This window comes from Sulfuritortus calidifontis, assembly GCF_003967275.1.
In the GTDB taxonomy this organism is placed as follows: Bacteria; Pseudomonadota; Gammaproteobacteria; order Burkholderiales; family Thiobacillaceae; genus Sulfuritortus; species Sulfuritortus calidifontis.
Genome location: NZ_AP018721.1, coordinates 170,181 through 192,974, shown reverse-complemented (window position 1 = coordinate 192,974; position 22,794 = coordinate 170,181). Strand labels below are relative to the sequence as shown.

Here is a 22,794-nt window from a genome sequence, read left to right as displayed (position 1 = left end):
TTTCTCGGTCAGGCCGTGATGCGGATGGTCTGGAACTCGCCGGCGTCCAGGCCCTCGGCCCGCTCTTTCCAGGGGTCGATCTGGGCGAACTGCTGGCCGTACTTGAAGCGCTCGAACAGGGCGGCGCGGCCCGGCGCATCCTCCAGGATGCGCCGCTTGATGTAATTGAGGCCGACCCGTTCGAGCCAGGGCGCGGTGCGCTCCAGGTAATGCGCCTCTTCGCGGTAGAGCTGGATGAAGGCGCCGCAGTATTCCAGCACCTGTTCCTCGGTCTCGACCTTGGTCAAAAGATCGGTCACCCGCACCTTGATGCCGCCGTTGCCGCCGACGTGCAGCTCGTAGCCGGAATCGACGCAGACCACGCCGAAGTCCTTGATCGTCGCCTCGGCGCAGTTGCGCGGGCAGCCGGACACGGCGAGCTTGAACTTGTGCGGCATCCAGGAACCCCAGGTGAGTTTTTCCAGCTTCACGCCGAGGCCGGTCGAGTCCTGGGTGCCGAAACGGCACCACTGGGAACCGACGCAGGTCTTCACCGTGCGCAGGGCCTTGCCGTAGGCGTGGCCGGAGACGAAGCCGGCGGCCGACAAATCCTTCCAGATCGCCGGCAGGTCCTCCTTCTTCACGCCAAAGAGGTCGATGCGCTGGCCGCCGGTGACCTTGACCTCCGGCACCCGGTATTTCTCGGCCACATCGGCGATGGCGCGCAGCTCCCTGGGGTTGGTCAGGCCACCCCACATGCGCGGCACCACCGAGAAGCTGCCGTCCTTTTGGATGTTGCCGTGGGCGCGCTCGTTGATGAAGCGCGACTGGGCATCGTCCCGGTACTCACCCGGCCAGCGCGCGAGCAGGTAGTAATTGAGCGCCGGCCGGCAGCTGGCGCAGCCGTCCGGCGTCTTCCATTCCAGGGTGTCGAACACGGCGCGCATGGTCTTGAGCGACTGGTCACGGATCGCCGCGATCACCTCGTCGTGGCTGTGCTCGGTACACTTGCACATGGGCTTCTTGGACGGCGCGGCGGAATAATTGCCGCCCAGGGTGTGGGCCAGCACCGCCTCGACCAGACCGGTGCAGGAACCGCAAGAGCTGGAGGCCTTGGTATGGGCGCGCACCTCGTCCAGGGTGAACAGCTTCTTGTCGACGATGGCCTTGACGATGTCGCCCTTGCACACCCCGTTGCAGCCGCAGATCTCGGCCGTATCCGGCAGCGCGGCAACGTGGTCGGCCGGGCCATGGCCGGAGTCGCCCAGGTGGCGCTGGCCGAACAGCAGGGTCTTGCGGAACTGGGAGACGTCGGTGCCCTCGCGCAAGAGGTCGAAATACCAGGCGCCGTTGAGGGTGTCGCCGTAGAGACAGACGCCGACCAGCTTGTTGTCCTTCAGCACCACCTTCTTGTATTCACCGCTGCTCGGGTCGGAGAAGACCAGCGACTCGGTGCCCTCGCCGCCGCTGAAATCGCCGGCCGAGAAGAGGTCGATGCCGGTGACCTTGAGCTTGGTCGAAGTGACCGAGCCTTCGTAGCGGCCGATGCCGTATTCGGCCAGATGATTGGCCGCGACCCTGGCCTGCTCGAACAGGGGCGCGACCAGGCCATAGGCGACGCCGCGATGGCTGACGCACTCGCCCACGGCATAGATGCGCGGGTCGTAGGTCTGCAGGGTGTCGTTGACCACGATGCCGCGCTCGCAATGAATGCCGGCGCCCTCGGCCAGGGCGGTGTTGGGCCGGATGCCGACCGCCATCACCACCAGGTCGGCCGGCACCGTATCGCCGTCCTTGAACTTCACCGCGCAGACCCGGCCGCTCTCGCCCTTGACCAGCTCAATCGTCTGCTTCTGCAGCAGGAACTTCAGCCCCTTGGCTTCGAGGTTCTGCTGCAGCAGGCGCGCCGCCGGTTCGTCGAGCTGGCGCTCCATCAGCCAGGGCGCGATGTGCACGACGCTGACCTCCATGCCCCGCAGCCTGAGGCCGTTGGCCGCCTCCAGGCCGAGCAGGCCACCGCCGACGACCACGGCGTGCCGGTAGCGGCTGGCGGCATTGATCATCGCCTCCACATCGGCGATGTCGCGGAAGGACACCACCCCGGGCAGGTCTGCCCCGGGAATGGGCAGGATGAAGGGATTGGAGCCGGTCGCCAGCAACAGGCGGTCGTATTCGGCCGCCGTACCATCTTCGGCATGAACGACCCGATTCTTGCGATCGATCCTGGTGACCTTCTTGCCCAGATGCAGATGGATGTTGTTCTGCTCGTACCACGCCATGCTGTTGAGCACGATATCGGGCACGGTCTGCTCGCCGGCCAGCACCGGCGAGAGCAGGATGCGGTTGTAGTTGGGGTGAATCTCTGCGCCGAACACGGTGATGTCGTACAGGTCCGGCGCGATCTTCAGCAATTCCTCGACGGTGCGCATGCCGGCCATGCCGTTGCCCACCACCACCAGTTTCAGTTTGTCCATGATCTGCTTCCCCGGCCTCCAGGCCGCCCGCCAAAAAATAAAGGCGTCCTCCCTTGCGGGCAGGACGCCTTTGTCCAAGTCGCTGATTAGCCGGCCATGGGCCAGCAGGTTTCATTTAGCAATCGCCATGCCAGGCGGGAAGTCCTTGTTTTATCGGGGGCCGCTCGTCGCGGCGGCGGCAGGGCGCACCAAAACAGTTCGCCGCGCCCCATGCTGGTTCAGATTGTTTGGGCAAATGAAAAAGCCGCTCCGAAGAGCGGCTTTTTCAGTCAGGCAAAACGGCTTACTTGGCCTTTTTGCTCTTCTCCACCATCTCCTCGATCATCGGGCCGAGGATGACCTCCATGGCGAAGCCCATCTTGCCGCCGGGCACCACCAGGTTGTTCGGCCGCGACATGAAGGAGTCGTGGATCATGTTGAGCAGATAGGGGAAGTCCACGCCCTTGGGATCGGCGAAGCGGATGATGACGAAGCTCTCGTCCGGGGTCGGGATGTCGCGCGCGATGAAGGGGTTGGAGGTGTCCACCGTCGGCACCCGCTGGAAGTTGACATGGGTGCGGGAGAACTGCGGCGTGATGTAGTTCACATAGTCGGGCATCCGGCGCAGGATGGTGTCGACGATCACCTCGGCCGAATAACCGCGCTCGGCCGCGTCGCGGTGAATCTTCTGGATCCACTCCAGGTTGACCACGGGCACCACACCCACGGCCAGATCCACGTACTGGGCCATGTCGACCTTGTCGGTCACCACCAGGCCGTGCAGGCCTTCGTAGAACAGGAGGTCGGTCGGGGTGGGCAGGTCCTGCCAGGGGGTGAACTCACCCGGCTTCAGGCTGGTGCCCAGCTTGGCGTTGTGCTCGGCCGCCTCTTCATCGCTGTGGATGTAGTAGCGGCGCTTGCCGCCACCGGTCTCGCCGTAGGTCTTGAACAGGTTGGCCAGGGCCTCGAAGTCGTTGGCCTCGGGACCGAAATGAGAGAAGTGCTTGTTGCCCTCAGCCTCGGCCTTTTGCATGGCGGCCTTGAACTCGACCCGGCCCAGGCTGTGGAAACTGTCGCCCTCGACGATGGCGGCGGTCAGGTGCTCGCGCCGGAAGATGTGCTCGAAGGCGCGCTTGACGGTGGTGGTGCCGGCGCCGGAAGAACCGGTCACGACCACGACGGGGTGCTTCTTGGACATAATGCTCTCCAGATGAGGGGAGGATGGATAATTCTGAACCGCGGAGTATAAACGCCGGCCGGCCCGCCTGTCACCCCGCCGGCTGGTATAATTGCTTGTTTATTCAAGCCATTCAGCCCGACAGCGATCACCATGGACGCCAATTACCGCCCGGAACTCATTGAACCGGAAGCACAAAAACAGTGGGAGGCCGAACAGGCCTTCCGCGCCGTCGAAGACGACAGCCGCCCCAAGTACTACTGCCTGTCCATGTTTCCCTACCCCTCGGGCAAGCTGCACATGGGCCACGTGCGCAACTACACCATCGGCGACGTGCTGGCCCGCTATCACCGCATGAAGGGCTACAACGTGCTGCAGCCGATGGGCTGGGACGCCTTCGGCCTGCCGGCCGAGAACGCGGCCATGGCCAACAAGGTCGCGCCCGCGGCCTGGACCTACGCCAACATCGATTACATGCGCAAGCAGCTCAAATCGCTCGGCCTGGCCATCGACTGGTCGCGCGAGCTGGCCACCTGCAAGCCCGACTATTACCGCTGGGAGCAGTGGCTGTTCGTGAAGCTGTTCGAGAAGGGTCTGATCTACAAAAAGCTGGCCACCGTGAACTGGGACCCGGTGGACCACACCGTGCTGGCCAACGAGCAGGTCATCGACGGCCGCGGCTGGCGTTCGGGCGCCCTGGTCGAAAAGCGCGACATCCCCATGTATTTCTTCCGCATCACCGACTACGCGGAAGAGCTGCTCTCCGAACTCGACCACCTGCCCGGCTGGCCGGAGCGGGTGAAGACCATGCAGCGCAACTGGATCGGCAAGAGCTTCGGCGTCGAGATCCACTTCCCGTTAAAGCCAGGGCCGCAGGCCAGCGCGTCCCTCTCCCCCGCAGGCGGGGGAGAGTCAGGAGAGAGGGCCGACAGCGCCCGTGAAGTCCTAAAGGTCTTCACCACCCGGGCCGACACCCTGTTCGGCGTCACCTATGTCGCCGTGGCCGCCGAGCACCCGCTGGCGCAGCAGGCCGCCGCCGACAACCCGCAGCTCGCCGCCTTCATCGCCGAGTGCAAGCAGGGCAGCGTGGCCGAGGCCGATCTGGCCACCATGGAAAAGAAGGGCATGGACACCGGGCTCAAGGTCTATCACCCCTTCACCCACCAGCCGGTGCCGGTGTGGGTCGCCAACTATGTGCTGATGGGCTACGGCGAAGGCGCGGTGATGGCGGTGCCGGCCCACGACGAGCGCGACTTTGCCTTCGCGAAGAAGTATGGCCTGCCGATCAAGGCCGTGATCCGGCCCAGTGAGGAGAAAGGCGTGAGGAGTGAGGCGGAAAACACCTCTACGCCTGACGCCTCACCCCTCACGCCTCATTTGCCGTACCTTGAGTACGGCACCCTGTTCGACTCCGGCGACTTCTCCGGCCGCAGCTCGCAGGACGCCATCGAGAAGATCGCCCTGGTGCTGAAAAGCCTGAACCTGGGCGAGAAGCGCATCACCTATCGCCTGCGCGACTGGGGCATCTCGCGCCAGCGCTACTGGGGTTGCCCCATCCCCATCGTCCACTGCCCGACCTGCGGCGACGTGCCGGTGCCCGAGGACCAGCTGCCCGTGGTGCTGCCGGAGGACGTGGTGATCGACGTCGGCTCGCCCCTGAAGAAGATGCCCGAGTGGTCGCGCTGCGCCTGCCCCAAGTGCGGCGGTGCGGCCGAGCGCGAGACCGACACCATGGACACCTTCGTCGAGTCGTCCTGGTACTACGCCCGCTATGCCTGCCCGGACAACGACCAGGCCATGCTCGACGGCCGCGCCAAGCACTGGCTGCCGGTGGACCAGTACATCGGCGGCATCGAGCACGCCATCCTGCATCTCTTGTACGCCCGTTTCTTCCACAAGCTGATGCGGGACGTGGGGTTGTTTGGGGCGGAGCATGTGCGTCGTGGCGCCGACAGCCCTCAGCCCAACCCTCTCCCGGAGGGAGAGGGAGCGAAGGCCAAGCCCAAAGCGATTGACGAGCCCTTCGCCAACCTGCTCACCCAGGGCATGGTGGTGGCCGAGACCTATTACCGCGAGGGGGCCGACGGCAAGAAGCAGTGGCACAACCCGGCCGAGGTCGAGGTGGAGCGCGACGCCAAGGGCCACATCGTCGCCGCCAGGCTGAAGAGCGATGGCCAGCCGGTGATCATCGGCGGCATCGAGAAGATGTCGAAGTCGAAGAACAACGGCGTCGATCCCCAGGCCCTGATCGACCAGTACGGCGCCGACACCGCCCGCCTGTTCATGATGTTCGCCGCCCCGCCCGAGCAGAGCCTGGAGTGGTCGGATGCCGGCGTCGAGGGCGCCCACCGCTTCCTCAAGCGCCTGTGGAAGGCGGTGCACGACCATGTGGCGTCGGGCGCCGTCGCCGCTTATAGTGGCGGGGAGTTGAGCAGCGCCCAGCGGGCCTTGCGCCGCCAGCTGCACCAGACCATCCAGAAGGTGAGCGACGACATCGAGCGCCGCCAGCAGTTCAACACGGCCATCGCCGCGGTGATGGAGCTGATGAACGCCTTGGCCAAGCTGGAAGGCGACGATGCGGTCACCCGCAGCCTGCGCCAAGAGGCGCTGGAGGCCGTGGCCCTGATGCTCGCGCCCATGGTGCCGCACATCTGCCAGGCCCTGCTCGCGGAATTGAAGCCCGGCTTCGCCTTCACCCAGGCCGCCTGGCCCAGCGCCGACAGCTCAGCCCTGGTTCAGAACGCGATCGAGCTGGTGCTGCAAGTGAACGGCAAGCTGCGCGGCAAGCTAACCGTGGCGGTCGGCACCGCCAAGGAGGCGATCGAGGCCGCGGCGCTCGCCAGCCCCGAGGCGCAGAAGCATATGGAAGGCAAACCAGCCAAGAAAGTGGTGGTGGTGCCCGGCCGTCTGGTCAACATCGTCGTCTGAAAGGAAGACTCGTGCGCTTGAACACCCTGCTCTCGTTCATCCTGGCGGCCGTGCTGCTGGCCGGCTGCGGCTTCAAGTTGCGCGGCCAGGTGGAACTGCCCTTCGCCTCGGCCTATATCGACGCTCCGAGCAACAGCCTGACCGAGCAGCTCAAGCGCAGCCTGCGCGCCTCGAACAAAACCCTGGCGACCAAGCGGGAAGAGGCCGAGGTCACCATCAAGCTCACCAACCCGACCCGCGGCAAGAGCATCTTGAGCCTGAGCGGCGCCGGCCGGGTGGCGGAATACCGCCTGGAATACAAGGTGACTCTGTCGGCGCTCGACGCCGAAGGCAACGAGTTGCTGCCCGAGTCCGAGATTATGATGGTGCGCGACTTCACCTATAGCGACGCCCAGATCCTGGCCAAGGAAAACGAGGAAGGCACCCTGTTCCAGAACATGGAGCAGGACGCCCTGCGCACCATCCTGATCCGGCTGCGCTTCGCCAAGGCCGGCGGGGTGGCCAAAGCGCCATAATGAAGCTGCGGCCCGAGCAGCTTGCTGCCGCGCTGAAGAAGGGGCCGGTTCCGGTCTACGTGGTCAGCGGCGACGAGCCGCTGCTGGTCGAGGAGGCCGCCGCCCTGATCCGCCACGCCTTGCGCGAGGCGGGCGTCGCCGAACGCCAGGCGTTTCAGGCCGAGACCGGTTTCAAGTGGGCGGAATGGCTGGCGAGCTTCGATTCGCTCTCGCTGTTCGCCGAACGGCGCCTGATCGAGTTGCGCCTGCCCACCGGCAAGCCCGGGGTCGAGGGCGGCAAGACCCTGGAGGCCTGGGCGGCCCGCCCGCCGGCCGACACCTGGCTGCTCGTGCTCTTGCCCCGCCTCGACCGCGCCGGGCAGAACGCCAAGTGGTTCAAGGCGCTGGAGGCCGCCGGCGCACTGGTGACGGTGCAGCCGCCGACGCTGGAACAACTGCCGGCCTGGATCGGCGAACGCCTGGGTCGCCACGGCCTCAAGGCCGAGCGCGAGACCCTGGCCTGGCTGGCCGCCCGGGTGGAGGGCAACCTGCTCGCCGCCCATCAGGAAGTGGAGAAGCTGGCCCTGCTGCTGCCACCCGGCCCGGTCAAGCTCGAGCAAGCGCGCGAGGCGGTCGTGGATGTCGCCCGCTATGACGCCAGCGACCTGCCCGAGGCCCTGCTCAAGGGCGATGCGACCCGTTACTGCCGCATCCTCGACGGCCTCAAGGCCGAGGGCGAGGCGCCGCCCCTGGCGGTGTGGATGCTGGCCAACGAGATCCGCAACCTGTACCGTCTGGCCAGCGGCCAAGCCCGGGGCGAATCGCTGGCCGGCATGTATGCCGAGCTGCGCATCTGGGAAAGCCGGCAGCCCCTGGTCGGCCGCGCCCTGAAGCAAGTGAACCTGGCGCAGCTAAGCCAGGCCCTGCGCCAGGTCGGCCTGATCGACCGCGCCGCCAAGGGCCTCTTGCGCGAGGATGCCTGGGAACTGATGAAACAACTGGGACTGTCGCTGATGGGTCAGCGCACAGTGCCGCTAATTGCCGAGGTAATTTGATGGACGTGAAGCAATACATGCAGACTTTGGGCCGCCAGGCACGCGAGGCCTCGCGCGCGGTGGCCCGGGCCGACACCAACCAGAAGAACCTGGCCCTGCTCAAGATGGCCGAGGCGATCGAGCGCGATGCCGCCAAACTCCTGGCCGCCAACGCCCAGGACATGGCACACGCGCGCAGCGCCGGCTACGACACAGCCCTGCTCGATCGCCTGCAGCTGACCGAGAAGACCGTCGCCGCCATGGCCGAGGGCCTGCGCCAGATCGCGGCGCTGCCCGACCCGGTGGGCGAGATCGACGATCTGAAATACCGGCCCTCCGGCATTCAGGTCGGCAAGATGCGCGTGCCCCTGGGCGTGATCGGCATCATCTACGAGGCACGGCCCAACGTCACCGCCGATGCCGCCGGCCTGTGCCTGAAGTCGGGCAATGCCGCCATCCTGCGCGGCGGTTCCGAGGCCATCCATTCCAACCAGGCCATCGCCGCCTGCGTCAAGGAAGGCCTGGCCAGCGCCGGCCTGCCCGACACCGCGGTACAGGTGATCGGAACCACCGACCGCGCCGCCGTGGGCGAGCTGATCACCATGCGGGACTATGTCGATGTCATCGTGCCGCGCGGCGGCAAGGGCCTGATCGAGCGCCTGATGAACGAGGCGCGCATCCCCGTGATCAAGCACCTGCACGGTGTCTGCCATGTCTACGTCGACGACCGCGCCGATCTGGCCAAGGCGGTGAAGATCGCCGACAACGCCAAGACCAGCCGCTACGGCACCTGCAACACCATGGAGACCCTGCTGGTGGCCGAGGCCGTGGCGCGCGAAGCGCTGCCCCGAATTGCCGAGATCTACCGGACGAAGGGGGTCGAGATGCGCGGCTGCGACAAGAGCCGCGCCATCGTGCCCGACATGAAGACCGCGACCGAGGCGGACTGGGCGGAGGAATATCTGGCCCCGATCATCGCCATCCGCGTCGTCGCCGACATGGACGCCGCCATCGCCCACATCAACACCTACGGCTCGCAGCACACCGACAGCATCGTGACCGAGGACTACACGCGCGCCCGCCGCTTCCTGCGCGAGGTCGACTCCAGCTCGGTCATGGTCAATGCCTCGACCCGCTTCGCCGACGGCTTCGAATACGGCCTGGGCGCCGAGATCGGCATCTCCACCGACAAGATCCACGCCCGCGGCCCGGTCGGCCTGGAAGGCCTGACCAGCCAGAAGTGGATCGTGCTCGGCGACGGGCACACCCGAGGCTAAGTTGAAACCCATCGGCATCCTCGGCGGCACCTTCGACCCCATCCACCTCGGCCACCTGCGTCTGGCCGAGGACCTGGCCGAAGCACTGGACATCGACGAGGTGCGCATCCTGCCCACCGGCATGCCGCCGCACCGCACGCCCGCCCTGGCCTCCTCGGCCGATCGCCTGGCGATGGCCAGCCTGGCCATCGCCGGCAACCCGCGCTTCGTGCTCGACGAGCACGAGATCCACAAGACCGAACCCTGCTACATGGTCGATACCCTCACCGCCTTGCGCGCCGAACTCGGCCAGGAACAACCCCTGGTGCTGTTCGTCGGCGGCGACGCCTTCATGGGCCTGGATGGCTGGCACGAGTGGCAGCGCCTGTTCGACCTGGCCCATCTCGCCATCGCCCACCGCCCCGGCTTTCCGCCCGAGACCTGGCTCGACCGCATCGCCCCGGCGCTGATGACCCAGCTGCTCATGCGCCGCAGCAACGATGCACGGGAGTTTGCCGACCGCCCGGCCGGCCGCATCTGGCTGCAGGCCGTCACCCAGATGGACATCTCATCCAGCGGCATCCGCAGCCGGCTCAAGGCCGGCCGGAGCATCCGCTACCTGGTGCCCGAAGCCGTGCACCACTACATCCAACACCATCATCTCTATCAGTAAGAAGCAATGGATATCGAACAAATCGTCAAAATCGCCGTCGCCGCTCTCGAAGACATCAAGGGCAAGGACATCACCGTCATGGATGTCGCCCACCTCTCGCCCCTGTTCGAGCGCATGATCATCGCCAGCGGCGACTCCAACCGCCAGGTCAAGGCCCTGGCCGATAACGTGCGCGACAAGCTGAAGGAAGCCGGGATCGATATCCTCGGCACCGAGGGCGAATCCGGCGACGACTGGGTGCTGGTCGATGCCGGCAGCGTCATCGTCCATGTCATGCACCCGACGGTGCGGGCGTATTACAACCTGGAAGAACTCTGGGGCGCCGCCCAGAAGGCGCGCAACGCGGCAGCCTGATAGCGGTCATTCCTGCACCGCAGGAATGACCGCCAAGCCTTACGCCGTCACCACCACTTTCCCCGTTCCGACATCCAGACGGCCGATCACCGCGGCCCGGGCGAAGCCCTGCCTGCGGAACACCGCCATCACCTGCTCGACCGCCGCCTCGGTGCAGGACACCAGCAGGCCGCCGCTGGTTTGCGGATCGGTGAGGATGGCGCGCTGCCAATCGGCGATGCCGTCGAACAGTTCGACCTCGTGGCCGTAGCCGGCCCAGTTGCGCAGACTGGCGCCGGTGACATGGCCGGCCTGGGCCAGCGCGGCAGCACCGGGCAGCACGGGCAGCTTGGAAAACTCAATGCGGGCATCGACTTGCGAAGCCCGGGTGATCTCCAGGCCGTGGCCGAGCAGGCCGAAGCCCGTCACGTCGGTCATGGCGTGCACGCCGTCGATCAGCGCCAGCTCGGCGCCGGCGGTGTTGAGCTGGGTGGTGGAATCGATCATCGCCTCGTAGCCGGCCGGTGACAGCGCCCCCTTCTTCAGCGCCGCGCTGTAGATGCCGACGCCCAGCCCCTTGCCGAGGACCAGCACATCACCCACCTCGCCGTCGGCATTGCGTTTGACCCGCTTGGGATCGACCACGCCGATGCCGACCAGGCCGTAGATCGGCTCGGGCGCATCGATGGAATGGCCGCCGGCGATGGGGATGCCGGCCGCGCGGGCCACCGCCTCGCCACCGGCCAGGATCTGGCGGATCACCTCGTGCGGCAGCTTGTCCACCGGCATGCCGACGATGGCCAGGGCCATGATCGGCCGGCCACCCATGGAGTAGACGTCGGACAGGGCGTTGGTCGCGGCGATGCGGCCGAACTCGTAGGGGTCGTCGACGATGGGCATGAAGAAGTCGGTGGTCGCCACCACGGCCTGCTGCTCGTTCAGCTTGTACACCGCGGCGTCGTCGCCGTGCTCGATGCCGACCATGAGGTCGGGGAAGGCGGCCGCCACATGGGTAGCGAACGGCGTGTCGGCCAGGATCTTCTCCAGCACGGCGGGCGCGATCTTGCAGCCGCAGCCGCCGCCGTGGGAAAACTGGGTCAGTCGGATGGTTTCCTTGTTTGTCTCTGTCATGTGACCTCGTCGATCAGTCGTTCGATCTCGGCGCATTCCCGCGCCGGCTCGAACAGCGGCGCACGCGCCGCGCATTGTTGTTGCAGCCGGGCATAGAAGTCCGGCTCGGTCTCGGCCCGGCGCATCAGCGCCGCCAGGGCCGCTGTGTCCCCCACTGGGAAATAGCCCGCATAGTCTACCCCGAGCATGCCGACATTGCCGGGGATGCGCGTGGCCAGCACCGGCACCCCGGCCGTGATCGCCTCGATCAGGACGAAGGCGCCGCCTTCCATGCGCGAGCTGTTGACCAGCAGATGGCTGCGGGCGATCAGGCGGCGGGTCTCGCCGTGGCTACGCGGTCCGAGCCAGTGCCAGCGCGGGATGGCTTGCGCGCACTGCTCGGCCTGCGCCGCCCACTCCGGGCCGAGCGCCTGGCCGACGTGGCGCACGCGGATGCGCGAGTCGGCCGGCAGCCGGGCGGCGGCATGAGCGGCGCGCAGCGGGTCCTTCTCCTCGCGCAGGTGGGCGACGACGCCGACCTCGAAATGGCGCTTGGCGCGCGGCGCGGGTTGCAACCGCGGCGCCGACTGGTAGATCACCCGGGCCTTGGCTTGCAGCCCGGGCGCCAACTCGTCGAGGCCGCGCTCCTGCAGCACGACCAGGCGCGTCGCCAGGCGCAGCGAGGCTTGCGCCGGGATATCCACCTGGATGTCGCGGTAGAGATCGGTGCCGGTGAGCAGCACGATCAGCGGCCGATCCGGGTATGCCTCGGCAAAGCGCCGGATGCTCGCGGCGCTGCGCCGGGCGTGCAGGGCGACCATCAGGTCGGCCGCGCGCCCGTCCCATTCGAGCGCCAGGCGTACCCGATGGCCAGCCGCGCGCAGGCAGCGGGCCCAGCGCACGGCGGTGTGGGCGTTGCCGTTGCGGGCGGCAGGCAGATAGGGCGTGATCAGGGCGATGCGCATGGCGAATCAGTTGAACAGCTGGCGGCCGCGCGGCCGCAGCTTTGCCGTCAGCAAGCCGAGCACGGCAAGCAGCAGCGCCGGCCCGTTGCCGAAACGGGCGTAGGGGGTCAGCCCCTGATGCCCCTGGGTCCGGCCGTGCAGCACGCCCTGGACGAAGGGTTGCAGTTGCGCGCTGACCCGGCCTTTGGCGTCGATGATGGCGGTGATGCCGGTATTGTTGGCCCGCAGCATGGGCCGGCCGGTCTCCAGCGCCCGCATCTGCGCGAGCTGCAGATGTTGCCAGGGCGAGAAGGAGTCGCCGAACCAGGCGTCGTTGCTGACGTTGACCAGCAGGCTGGCCGCCGGCAGGGCGCGGATCACCTCCTCGCCGAAGGCGTCCTCGTAGCAGATGTTCACCGCCACCTGCTGGCCGGCCACGGCCAGCGGCGGCTGCACCTTGTCGCCGCGCGAGAAGTCGGACAAGGGGATGTGCAGATAATCGACGACCCAGCCGAAACCCCAGGGCACGAATTCGCCGAAGGGCACCAGGTGCTGCTTGCGATAGGTCTGCCGAGGCGAGACGCCGAGCGAGATCACGCTGTTGAAATAGCGGCCGTCGGCCAGGCGCTCGGGCACGCCGAGCAGGAGGTCGCCACCCATGCTGCGGGCGTGCCAATGCAGCAGTTCCAGATAGGCCGGCGGCGCGTCGTCGAGGAACATGGGCAGGGCGGTCTCCGGCAACACGATGAGTTTCGCGTTGCTCGACTGGCTCAGCCGCAGATAGTCCTGCAGGGTCTGCACGGCCCGCTCCGGCCGGAACTTCATCTCCTGCGCCACATTGCCTTGCACCAGGCTCACCGTGACCGGCGCGCCGACCGGCCGGGTCCAATCGATTTGCTGCAGCCCCCAGCCGCCGAGCCAGAGGCCGGCCGCCAGCAGCAGGGGCCAGCCACGGCGCAGGGCCAAGGCCGCCGCCGTCAGCGCGACCAGGCCCGAAACGCCATAAGTGCCGATGATGGGCGCATAGCCGGCCAAGGGGCTTAGCGGCACCTGCGAATAACCGAGGGCGAGCCAGGGAAAGCCGGTGAAGAGCCAGCCGCGCAGCCACTCGTTCAACAGCCACAGGGCCGGCGCGACAGTGAGCGCCCGCCAGGTCCGCAGGCCGCCCAGGCGCGCGGTGAGCGCCAGGGCCGCGGCAGGGAACAGGGCGAGAAAGGCGCAGAACAAGGCCGTCGCCAGCACCGCCAGGGGCAGCGGCATCATGCCGAAATCGTGCAGGCTGACGTAGACCCAGGAGACCCCGCCGCCGAAATAGCCAAGCCCGAAGGCGAAGCCCTTGAATGCGGCAGCGCGCACCGCCTCGGTGCGAGCGAGGTGGTACAAAACAGCCAGGGCAAGGATCGGCAGAGGGAACCAGCCCCAGGGCGCGAAACCTGCGACAGCCAAGGCGCCGAGGGCGAGGGGCAGGATCAAGGAATTCAATGCGGGGAGGCGCGGCACGATTCTTGTATGTGTTTTGACCGTGATTAAAAGAGATGCAAGTGTAAGGCTTTGGGGTACAATTCGTCCCCCCTTCAAGACCCCATCCGGCACAAAATTTCAATGCGCATCGGGCCCCATCAGCTCAAGAACAATCTGGTCGTCGCGCCCATGGCGGGCGTGACCGACCGGCCGTTCCGCCAGCTGTGCAAGCGCCTGGGCGCGGGCATGGCGGTGTCGGAGATGGTGACCTCGAATTCGCTGCTCTACGGCTCGGCCAAGACCCAGCGTCGGGCCAACCACGACGGCGAGGTGGAGCCCATCAGCGTCCAGATCGCCGGCGCCGAGCCGGCGATGATGGCCGAGGCCGCCCGGCACAACGTCGACCGCGGCGCCCAGATCATCGACATCAACATGGGCTGCCCGGCCAAGAAGGTGTGCAACGTCATGGCCGGCTCGGCCCTGCTCAAGGACGAACCGCTGGTCGGCCGCATCCTCGAGGCGGTGGTCGAGGCCGTGCCCGAAGTGCCGGTGACCCTGAAGATCCGCACCGGCTGGGACAGGGCCAACCGCAACGCGCTCTCCATCCTGCGCATCGCCCAGGAATCCGGCGTCCAGGCCCTGGCCATGCACGGCCGCACCCGCGCCTGCGGCTACACCGGCGAGGCGGAGTACGACACCATCCGCGCGGTCAAGGCCGAGGCGCGGATTCCGATCATCGCCAACGGCGATATCACGACGCCGCAGAAGGCGAAATACGTGCTCGACTACACCGGCGCCGATGCCGTGATGATCGGTCGTGCCGCCCAGGGCCGGCCCTGGATCTTCCGCGAGATCGAACACTTTCTGAAAACCGGCGAGGTCATGCCCGCGCCCGAGGTGAGCGAGATCCACCAGCTGCTCCTGGAGCATCTCGACGACCTCTACAGCTTTTATGGCGAGATCACTGGTCTGCGTATGGCGCGCAAGCACATCGCCTGGTACACCAAGGGCCTGGCCGACTCGGCCAGCTTCCGCCATGCCATGAACCAGCTGGAGACCACCCGCGAGCAGCTGGCCGCGGTCAACGAGTTCTTCCAGCGCACGGCCGAGCGCGGCCGCCGCCTGATCTACACGGAAACACAAGCCGCCGAACTGGAAGCGGCCTAACACAACACATTTAGGGAAGATGATGTCACTGAAGAACGAAAGCGAACTGGCCGCCTGCGTGCGCCGAGTGCTCAATCAGTATTTCCGCGACCTCGACGGCGAGGCCGCCAGCAACGTCTACGACATGGTGATGCTCTGCGCCGAAAAACCCTGTATCGAGGTGGTGCTGGACAAGGCCGGCGGCAACCAGAGCCGCGCCGCCGAGATGCTCGGCATCAACCGCAACACGCTGCGCAAGAAGATGCAACAGCACGACATAAAGTAGTGAGGCGTTAGGCGTGAGGCGTGAGGAGTGAGGCGGGCACGCCGCCGGCTCTTCACGCCTCACTCCTCACGCCTCACTCCTTACTCCTCACTCCTTACGATCATGATTAGACGCGCCCTGCTTTCCGTTTCCGACAAGACCGGCCTCATCGATTTCGCCCGCGCCCTGCACGAACAAGGCGTCGAACTGCTGTCCACCGGCGGCACCGCCAAGGCCATCCGCGAGGCCGGCATCCCGGTGATCGAGGTGGCCGACTACACCGGTTTTCCCGAGATGCTCGACGGCCGGGTCAAGACCCTGCATCCCAAGATCCACGGCGGCATCCTCGGCCGGCGCGACCTGCCCGAGCACGTGGCGGCGATGAACCGCAACAACATCGGCAACATCGACCTGGTCTGCGTCAACCTCTACCCCTTCGTTGAGACCGTGTCGAAGCCCGGCTGCACCCTGGAAGACGCCATCGAGAACATCGACATCGGCGGCCCGGCCATGGTGCGCTCGGCGGCGAAGAACCACGCCTTCGTCACCATCGTCACCGATCCGGCCGACTATGCGACCGTGGTTGCCGAGATGCGCGCGGGCGGCGGCGCGGTGTCCGACGCCACCCGCTTCTCCCTGGCGATCAAGGCCTTCGAGCACACCGCCGCCTACGACGGCGCCATCGCCAACCATTTCGGCAAGATGGTCGAGCAGTCCGAATTCCCGCGCACAGTGAACCTGCAGTTCAAGAAGGCGCAGGGCATGCGCTACGGCGAGAACCCGCACCAGAACGCCGCCTTCTATGTCGAGGTAGGCAGCAAAGAGGCCAGCATCGCCACCGCCAAGCAACTGCAAGGCAAGGAACTCTCCTACAACAACATCGGCGATGCCGATGCCGCGCTGGAATGCGTCAAGCAGTTCAATGAGGCGCCGGCCTGCGTCATCGTCAAGCATGCCAACCCCTGCGGCGTGGCCTATGGCAGGACGCTGCTGGAAGCCTATGACCGCGCCTACGCCACCGATCCCGAGTCGGCCTTCGGCGGCATCATCGCCTTCAATGGCGAGCTCGACGCCGAGACCATGAAGGCCATCGTCGAGCGCCAGTTCGTCGAGGTCATCATTGCACCCAAGGTCGCCGCCGAGGCGGTGGCGATCGCCGCTGCCAAGAAGAACGTGCGCGTGCTCGAGTGTGGCCAGTGGCCGGCCCAGCCCGGCGCACGCCTGGACTACAAGCGGGTCACCGGCGGCCTGCTGGTGCAGGAGGCCGACCTTACGCTGTACAACGAACTCAAGGTGGTGACCCGGCGCGCCCCGACCGAGCAGGAGATGGCCGATCTCCTGTTTGCCTGGCAGGTGGCCAAGTTCGTCAAATCCAACGCGATCGTTTATGCGAAGGAGAAGATGACCATCGGCGTCGGCGCCGGCCAGATGAGCCGGGTCAACTCCGCCCGCATCGCCGCGATCAAGGCCGAGCACGCCGGCCTCGCGGTCGAAGGTTCGGTCATGGCCTCGGACGCCTTCTTCCCCTTCCGCGACGGCATCGACAACGCCGGGGAGGCCGGCATCAAGGCCGTGATCCAGCCCGGCGGCTCGCTGCGCGACGAGGAAGTGATCGCCGCCGCCGACGCGCACGGCATGGCCATGGTCTTCACCGGCATGCGCCACTTTAGACACTAGTAGGGCGTGAGGCGTGAGGAGTAAAATCCGCGCTTTGCTTCCTCACTCCTAACCCCTAACTCCTCACTCTGAATGAAATGAAGATTCTGGTTATCGGTTCCGGCGGCCGCGAGCACGCCCTGGCCTGGCGTCTGAAGCAGAGCCCGCGCGTGCAGAAGGTCTATGTCGCGCCGGGCAACGGCGGCACCGCCCTCGAGGAAGGCGTCGAGAACCTCGCCCTGAGCGACTTCGATGCCCTGATCGCCTTCTGCCAGAAGGAAGACATTGCCTTCACCGTGGTCGGCCCCGAGGCGCCGCTCGCCGCCGGCATCGTCGATGCCTTCCGCGCCAAGGGCCTCAAGATCTTCGGCCCGACCCGGGCGGCCGCCCAACTGGAAAGCTCGAAGGACTTCGCCAAGGCCTTCATGGTCCGGCACGGCATCCCCACCGCGAAATACCAGACCTTCACCGACGCCGCGGCGGCCCATGCCTACATCGAGCGTGAGGGCGCGCCCATCGTGATCAAGGCCGACGGCCTGGCTGCGGGCAAGGGCGTGGTGGTGGCGCAAACCCTGAGCGAAGCCCACGCCGCGGTGGACGCCATGCTCGCCGGCAACAGCCTGGGCCAGGCCGGCCACCGCGTGGTGATCGAGGAATGCCTGCAGGGTGAAGAGGCCAGCTTCATCGTCATGGTCGACGGCGAGCACGTGCTGCCCCTGGCCACCAGCCAGGACCACAAGCGCCTGCTCGATGGCGATATGGGCCCCAACACCGGCGGCATGGGCGCCTATTCGCCGGCGCCCATCGTCACCCCGGACCTGCACGCCCGCGTGCTGCGCGAGGTGATCCGGCCGGTGGTGGCCGGCATGAAGGCCGAAGGCAGCGTCTTCACCGGCTTCCTCTATGCCGGCCTGATGATCGACGCGCAAGGCACGCCGAAGGTGCTGGAGTTCAACTGCCGCATGGGCGACCCGGAGACCCAGCCGATCATGATGCGCCTGAAGACCGACTTCACCCAGATCCTGGAGGCCGCCCTCGACGGCCGGCTCGACCAGATCGAGGCCGTGTGGGACCGCCGCTACGCCCTGGGCGTGGTGCTCGCCGCCGCCGGCTATCCCGACAACCCGAAGAAAGGCGATGTCATCAGCGGCCTGCCCGCAGCCGGCGAGGACTACCACGTGTTCCATGCCGGCACCGCATTCAAGGACAACAAGGTCGTCACCGCCGGCGGTCGCGTGCTCTGCGTCACCGCCCTGGGCGACACGGTGAGGCAGGCGCAGATGCGCGCCTATGAGGTGGCCGAACAGATCCGCTTCGACGGCTGCCAGATGCGGCGCGACATCGGCCACCGCGCCCTCGCCAAGCGCGGCGGCAACAAGTCGAAGTGAACCTGGCAGTGCCCCCGCTGACTGACATCGCCGCCATCCGCCGCCACCTGCAAAGGGGCGGTGTCATCGCCTACGCCACCGAGTCCTGCTACGGGCTCGGCTGCGATCCGCGCAAGCGCAAGGCGGTGCAAAAAATCCTGCGCCTCAAGGGCCGGCCGCAGAGCAAGGGCCTGATCCTGATCGGCTCCGACTTCAGCCAGTTCCGCCGCTATCTGGCGCCGGTCGCGCCCGATCTGGCCGCCCGCTTCAAGGACTACTGGCCCGGCCCCTATACCCTGCTGCTGCCGGCCGCCAGGCGCTGCCCGAAATGGCTGACCGGCGAGCACACCAAGCTGGCGGTGCGGGTCACCGCCCATCCCGGCGCGGCCCGCCTGTGCCGGGCACTGGGCATGGCCCTGGTCTCCACCAGCGCCAACCGCGCCGGCCGACCGGCGCTGAAGACGGCGCGCGCCTGCCGGCGCGAATTCGGCAGCAAAGTCTGGGTGCTGCCCGGGCGCATCGGCCGGCGCCGTCGCCCCTCGACCATCATCGACCCCGCCAGCGGCGGCGTGCTGCGCGCCTGAGCGCGTCAACCTTCCAGCCGGTAGGCGACGGGGATCTCCAAACGGGTGGGTCGCTCCGGCTGCATTTCGGCGCGAACCGCTGCCGCTGCCGCCTGCAACAGGCTCAAGGCATCGCGTTCGAGCAGGGGATAACCCGGGCCCTGCTTGACCGCCACCGACTCCAGCCGGCCGTCGGCCGTCACCGCCGCGCTGAGCACCACCACGCCCTCCTGCCCCAGGCGGCGGGCGGCCAGGGGGTAGCGCTTCAGCAGGCGCAGCTTTTCCGCCAGGGCCGCTTGCCAGCGGCGCTCCGCTGCGGCCGCGGCCTCTGTCGCCGTCTGGCTGGGTGCGGCTGCAACGGCAGGCGCCGGTTCGGCCACCGTGGCCGCTGCGGGCACCGCGACGATCGGCGCCGCAGCCAGCCGGGTCGGTAACGACGGCGGCACCGCTTCAGGCGGCGTCAGCCCGGCGCTGCCAGACTCGGGCGGCGGCGCCGGTCGGGGCGGCGTGGCCGGCGGCGGCGCTTCGGCCGGTGCGCTGGCGAACGATACCTGCCAGCGTAGCGGCGGCGCGCTCGGCGTCTCGGGGCTGCGCTCCAGCCAGAGCAGGGCCGCCGCACCGACCGCCACGCCATGCAGGGCGAGGGAGGCGGCCCAGGCCTTCACAAGCGGCGGACCTCCAGGGCGACCTGATCGAAACCCATGCCCTTGATGCGGTCGGCCAATTCGACGAAGGCGCGCAATTCCAGGCCGCCGTCGGCCCGCACCACGATAGGGGTGGCACGGCCGACCGGGGCCAGGGCCGCGGCGAGATCATTCACCGGCCGCTCGTTAACGTAGATCGCCTTGTGCAGGGTCAGGGTCACCACCACCGGCCGTTCGAGCGCGCTGCCGGCGTGCCTGGCCTCGGCCAGGTCGACCGGGATGCGGCCGGTGACGATGAAGGTGGCCGTGGTCAGCACGATGGTGAGCAGCACCAGCATCACATCGACCAGAGGCACGACGTTGATGCCGTCGATATCCTCATCCACCCGCGCGCTCCTTGGCGGCGTCGAATTCGGCCAGCCGCTCGCGCACCCGGCGGCGCAAAGCGTTGTTCAGCGCCACGCAGGGGATCGCGACCAGAAGGCCCATGGCGGTGGCCTTCAGGGCCAGGGCCAGGCCGGTCATGATGCTCTTCACGTCCATGTCGCCGCTGGCGCCCATGCTCTGGAAGGTGAGCATGATGCCGAGCACGGTGCCGAGCAGGCCGATGTAGGGCGCATTGGCCGCCACCGTGCCGATCACGGTGAGGCGCCGGGTCAGCGCCACTTCCAGTTCCACCCGCGTGGCGTAGTCGGCCGGCTGGAGCCGGCGATAGAAGGCGAAGCGTTCCAGCGCCACCGCCAGCGCCCACACCGAGAGGGCGAAGAGCAGGCCGATGACGCCCCATTCCACCAGTTGATTCAGTCCATCCATTCAGAACCCCAATCGAAGGCGATACACGCCCAAAACCACCAGCACCAGCCCGGCAGCGCGGCGCAACCAGATGCCGAGCCAGGCCCGTTCCGCGCGCAGGCGCTGGCCGAGGCGCCCGAGCAGGGGCAGCACCAGCAAAAGCGGCGTCGCCGCCGCGCCCAGGCCGAAGACCAGGCCGTAGGCGGCGCCGGCCGGAGCCGAGCCGGTCTGCGCCGCGAAGGCCAGCAGCGAGGCGAGCGGGGCGCAGGGCACCAGGCTCAGGGAAAAGCCCAGGGCAAAGGGCGATAACTGCGCGGCCCGCCGTTGCACAGCGCAGGGCCGATGCCCCGTCTCGGCCAACAGCCAAAGGCCGGCGGCGCCGCTGGCCAGGCCGATGGCCAGATGACCGACCCCGGCTTTGAGCGTGGCCGCCAGCCAGGCCCCGGCCAGGCCTGCCGCCAGGCCCAGCCCGGCGTAGGCGGCGATGCGGCCGGCCAGGAAGGCGAAGGTGTCGGCCCAGACCGCGCCGCGCTCGCGGGCCAGCACCCAGGTGCCCATGAAGGGCAGGCAGGTGACGGTGCAGGCGGTCAGCCCCAGGGAGAGGCCAAGCAGCCAGATGCCCCCCAGTTCGCCCAGCTCAGGCACGCCGGTCTCCGGCCGGCTTGGCGAACCAGCGGACGACCTTGAGCTCGCCCTGCGGGCTCTCCCGCTTCAGCCTGGTCTTGTAGTAGTCGCGGCGCGAGCGAAACAGGGCGAGCGGCCCCAGCTTGATCTGAATCACATCGTCGTCCGGACAGAATTCCGCGCAGCGGCCGCACAAGGTGCAATCCTCGCTGAAGGCCTTGGCGCCGTGGGCACGGTGAATCTCCGGGATGTCCATCGGGCAGGCCTGACGGCAGATACCGCACTTGTCGCACTTGGCATGCTGCCGCTTCACCAGCCGCATGGGCGACAGCCGCTGGAAGGCGGCGTTGAGCGCCAGCAGCGGGCAGATCCGGCAGAACGGCTGACGCACCGCCAGGGCGGCGATGACGACGAAACCGAACAGGGTGTTGGCCAGCGCGCCGAAGCCGAATTCCAGCCAGCCGCGCTCGTCGATGGCCAGTTGGCTGGCATCGGCGGTGAGCAGCGTGGTGGCGATGCGCGAGGGACAGACCTGACAGAAGGCGTCGCCGGTGACATGCGGGGTCACGCCCAGACCGGCCAGCAGCGGCAGGGCCATGACCAGCACCAGCAGCATGGCCCACTTCACCGGCCGCAGGCGCAGGGCCGCCTGCTCCGACAGGCCGCGGAACGGTCGTTTGAGCAGGCGGCCGAATCGGTAGAGCAGCTCCTGTACCGTGCCCAGGGGGCAGACCCAGCCGCAGAAGGCCTTGTTGAGGAAGATGAAGAAGAGATAGAAGCTCAGGAAAGTGAAGGCCAGCGGCAGGGCCATCGACAGCGCGAAGTGGCCGGCCTGGGCGATGGCCTCGCCGATGCGGTGGTGCAGCTGGTGCTGGGTCGGGATCAGGACGCAATAGGCGCCGTCCTGCTTGTCGTAGGCGCAGGACAGGGCGGGCAGGGCGTTGGAGAGCTTCTCCGCCGCGTAATAGCCGACCAGGCTGCCACCGTAGACGGTGACGAACAGCATGGCCAGCTGGACCAGCAGACGCAGCCGACCGAGGGTGAAGCGCGGTGACGGTTCAGCCATGTTTCTTCCCCCGTTTGCCAAGGACCAGCGGCAGGCCGAGCGTGCCACCGAGCAGGAGAAAACCCAGGCCGGCGCCCAGGCTCTTGCCGGCAGCGTCGGCCTGGCCGTACTTGTAATTGAAGGCGCTCAGGTAATCATGCCCGGCCGCGTCGGTATGGCCGATGGCGAGGACGAAACGGTTCTCCGGCTCGCCGCCATGGTGGCCGGCGCCGTGGCCGCTCTGCCCCGCTCCGATATCGTCTGGGAAGGTCACCCGCACCACGCCCCGGCCGTCGGCGCTGAATACCTGCCGAGTGCCGCCGCTGGTCTCCAGACGCAGCTTGGCGCCGGCCAGGGGGCGGCCCTTGAAGCGCACCAAAAACGCCCAAGTCTCGCCGGCACGGTAACGCCAGTGCTCGCGCGGCAACGGCTGGGGCACGATCTCCAGCTCGGCCTTGGGGCCCAGCAACATGGCCGTCGGCGCCGGGCCGGGGTTGGCGAAGTAATGCACCGTGCTGGCGCTGACGATGCCCTGCTGCGTTTCCTGCCGCACCTGCAGCCAGTGGTAGTTGCCCGCCTTGCGGGTGGCCACGGCAAAACCGCCCTGCGCCACCGGCACGGTCCAGGGGCTGCCCGCCCCGGCGTGCACCGCGACCGTGTCGGCATGCAGATTGGCCAGGCAGTAAGGCGCCTGCCCGCGGTCGCCGCGGCCGGCCGGCACCAGCATCGGCAGGCTGCTGAAGGCGCGCGCTTCCAAGCGGCGGCAGTCGGCGGTCGGCTGAGCAGCTTGCACCGCCGTGGCCAGTGCGGCGGCCAGCCAGAACAGGGTCGGACGAAGCATGGCGCGCGC

At 67.6% G+C, this 22,794-nt stretch carries 22 protein-coding genes; 11 read left to right on the top strand and 11 right to left on the bottom strand.

The annotated features are described in order from the left end of the window. Window positions 1–8: 8 nt before the first annotated feature. Both nirB and EL388_RS01030 read right to left on the bottom strand, forming a co-directional pair. The gene (gene nirB, locus EL388_RS01035) at window positions 9–2,453 is read right to left on the bottom strand and encodes a nitrite reductase large subunit NirB (protein ID WP_126458334.1); all 2,445 of its coding nucleotides are present in this window, start codon (window positions 2,451–2,453) and stop codon (window positions 9–11) included. 283 nt (window positions 2,454–2,736) lie between these two features. Then, the gene (locus EL388_RS01030) at window positions 2,737–3,630 is read right to left on the bottom strand and encodes a phosphoribulokinase (RefSeq protein WP_126458332.1); all 894 of its coding nucleotides are present in this window, start codon (window positions 3,628–3,630) and stop codon (window positions 2,737–2,739) included. Window positions 3,631–3,762: 132 nt separating this feature from the next. Here EL388_RS01030 and leuS point away from each other — a divergent pair, with 132 nt between their 5' ends. Genes leuS through rsfS form a run of 6 tightly spaced genes read left to right on the top strand, consistent with a single transcriptional unit; the run spans window position 3,763 to window position 10,348 of the window. After that, window positions 3,763–6,537, top strand: coding sequence for a leucine--tRNA ligase (gene leuS / locus EL388_RS01025; protein WP_126458329.1), 2,775 nt, complete (start codon window positions 3,763–3,765; stop codon window positions 6,535–6,537). Between the two features lie 11 nt (window positions 6,538–6,548). Continuing rightward, a complete protein-coding gene (locus EL388_RS01020) occupies window positions 6,549–7,052 on the top strand; it encodes an LPS-assembly lipoprotein LptE (protein ID WP_165919087.1) in 504 nt (167 codons plus the stop codon). Next, a complete protein-coding gene (gene holA / locus EL388_RS01015) occupies window positions 7,052–8,086 on the top strand; it encodes a DNA polymerase III subunit delta (RefSeq protein WP_232019146.1) in 1,035 nt (344 codons plus the stop codon). Before EL388_RS01020 ends, holA begins: the two co-directional genes overlap by 1 nt. Further along, entirely contained in the window at window positions 8,086–9,342 is a 1,257-nt protein-coding gene (locus EL388_RS01010) for a glutamate-5-semialdehyde dehydrogenase (protein WP_126458320.1), read from the top strand. The genes holA and EL388_RS01010 overlap by 1 nt, the downstream gene beginning before the upstream one ends. Window position 9,343: 1 nt before the next feature. Continuing rightward, window positions 9,344–9,994 (top strand): nicotinate-nucleotide adenylyltransferase, encoded by a 651-nt coding sequence (gene nadD / locus EL388_RS01005; protein ID WP_126458317.1) that lies wholly within the window; start codon window positions 9,344–9,346, stop codon window positions 9,992–9,994. 6 nt (window positions 9,995–10,000) lie between these two features. Beyond that, complete coding sequence (rsfS, locus tag EL388_RS01000) at window positions 10,001–10,348, top strand: ribosome silencing factor (protein ID WP_126458314.1); 348 nt, start codon at window positions 10,001–10,003, stop codon at window positions 10,346–10,348. Between the two features lie 39 nt (window positions 10,349–10,387). Here rsfS and selD read toward each other — a convergent pair whose 3' ends face one another. From selD to lnt, 3 genes are read right to left on the bottom strand one after another with little or no spacing between them, the layout of a single operon-like run. After that, window positions 10,388–11,458, bottom strand: coding sequence for a selenide, water dikinase SelD (gene selD / locus EL388_RS00995; protein ID WP_126458311.1), 1,071 nt, complete (start codon window positions 11,456–11,458; stop codon window positions 10,388–10,390). Further along, window positions 11,455–12,402 carry a selenoneine biosynthesis selenosugar synthase SenB gene (senB, locus tag EL388_RS00990; RefSeq protein WP_126458308.1) on the bottom strand — a complete coding sequence of 316 codons (948 nt, stop codon included), beginning with the start codon at window positions 12,400–12,402 and terminating at the stop codon, window positions 11,455–11,457. Before senB ends, selD begins: the two co-directional genes overlap by 4 nt. Before the next feature lie 6 nt (window positions 12,403–12,408). Continuing rightward, a complete protein-coding gene (gene lnt / locus EL388_RS00985) occupies window positions 12,409–13,863 on the bottom strand; it encodes an apolipoprotein N-acyltransferase (RefSeq protein WP_126463955.1) in 1,455 nt (484 codons plus the stop codon). Window positions 13,864–13,983: 120 nt separating this feature from the next. On the opposite strand from lnt, the gene dusB reads away from it, so the two are divergent. The 5 genes from dusB to tsaC all read left to right on the top strand — a co-directional run bounded on the left by dusB (window position 13,984) and on the right by tsaC (window position 18,860). Then, the gene (dusB, locus tag EL388_RS00980) at window positions 13,984–15,009 is read left to right on the top strand and encodes a tRNA dihydrouridine synthase DusB (protein ID WP_126458305.1); all 1,026 of its coding nucleotides are present in this window, start codon (window positions 13,984–13,986) and stop codon (window positions 15,007–15,009) included. A gap of 22 nt (window positions 15,010–15,031) precedes the next feature. After that, on the top strand, window positions 15,032–15,274 hold the full coding sequence (locus EL388_RS00975; RefSeq protein WP_126458302.1) for a helix-turn-helix domain-containing protein: 243 nt from the start codon (window positions 15,032–15,034) through the stop codon (window positions 15,272–15,274). Window positions 15,275–15,376: 102 nt separating this feature from the next. Next, complete coding sequence (gene purH, locus EL388_RS00970) at window positions 15,377–16,930, top strand: bifunctional phosphoribosylaminoimidazolecarboxamide formyltransferase/IMP cyclohydrolase (RefSeq protein ID WP_126458299.1); 1,554 nt, start codon at window positions 15,377–15,379, stop codon at window positions 16,928–16,930. Window positions 16,931–17,007: 77 nt separating this feature from the next. After that, window positions 17,008–18,297 carry a phosphoribosylamine--glycine ligase gene (purD, locus tag EL388_RS00965; protein ID WP_126458296.1) on the top strand — a complete coding sequence of 430 codons (1,290 nt, stop codon included), beginning with the start codon at window positions 17,008–17,010 and terminating at the stop codon, window positions 18,295–18,297. Window positions 18,298–18,305: 8 nt separating this feature from the next. Further along, on the top strand, window positions 18,306–18,860 hold the full coding sequence (tsaC, locus tag EL388_RS00960; protein WP_232019145.1) for an L-threonylcarbamoyladenylate synthase type 1 TsaC: 555 nt from the start codon (window positions 18,306–18,308) through the stop codon (window positions 18,858–18,860). Between the two features lie 5 nt (window positions 18,861–18,865). Here tsaC and EL388_RS00955 read toward each other — a convergent pair whose 3' ends face one another. From EL388_RS00955 to EL388_RS00930, 6 genes are read right to left on the bottom strand one after another with little or no spacing between them, the layout of a single operon-like run. Beyond that, window positions 18,866–19,504, bottom strand: a complete 639-nt coding sequence (locus EL388_RS00955; RefSeq protein ID WP_165919086.1) for a TonB family protein — start codon at window positions 19,502–19,504, stop codon at window positions 18,866–18,868. Next, window positions 19,501–19,869, bottom strand: coding sequence for a biopolymer transporter ExbD (locus EL388_RS00950; RefSeq protein ID WP_126458290.1), 369 nt, complete (start codon window positions 19,867–19,869; stop codon window positions 19,501–19,503). Before EL388_RS00950 ends, EL388_RS00955 begins: the two co-directional genes overlap by 4 nt. Then, a complete protein-coding gene (gene exbB / locus EL388_RS00945; protein ID WP_126458287.1) occupies window positions 19,862–20,296 on the bottom strand; it encodes a TonB-system energizer ExbB in 435 nt (144 codons plus the stop codon). The genes EL388_RS00950 and exbB overlap by 8 nt, the downstream gene beginning before the upstream one ends. Next, window positions 20,297–20,920: an urease accessory protein UreH domain-containing protein gene (locus tag EL388_RS00940; RefSeq protein ID WP_126458284.1), complete on the bottom strand. Its 624-nt coding sequence runs from the start codon at window positions 20,918–20,920 to the stop codon at window positions 20,297–20,299. Then, the gene (locus tag EL388_RS00935; protein WP_126458281.1) at window positions 20,913–21,965 is read right to left on the bottom strand and encodes a 4Fe-4S binding protein; all 1,053 of its coding nucleotides are present in this window, start codon (window positions 21,963–21,965) and stop codon (window positions 20,913–20,915) included. Before EL388_RS00935 ends, EL388_RS00940 begins: the two co-directional genes overlap by 8 nt. Next, complete coding sequence (locus tag EL388_RS00930; RefSeq protein WP_126458278.1) at window positions 21,958–22,785, bottom strand: hypothetical protein; 828 nt, start codon at window positions 22,783–22,785, stop codon at window positions 21,958–21,960. Before EL388_RS00930 ends, EL388_RS00935 begins: the two co-directional genes overlap by 8 nt. Between the last annotated feature and the right edge of the window lie 9 nt (window positions 22,786–22,794).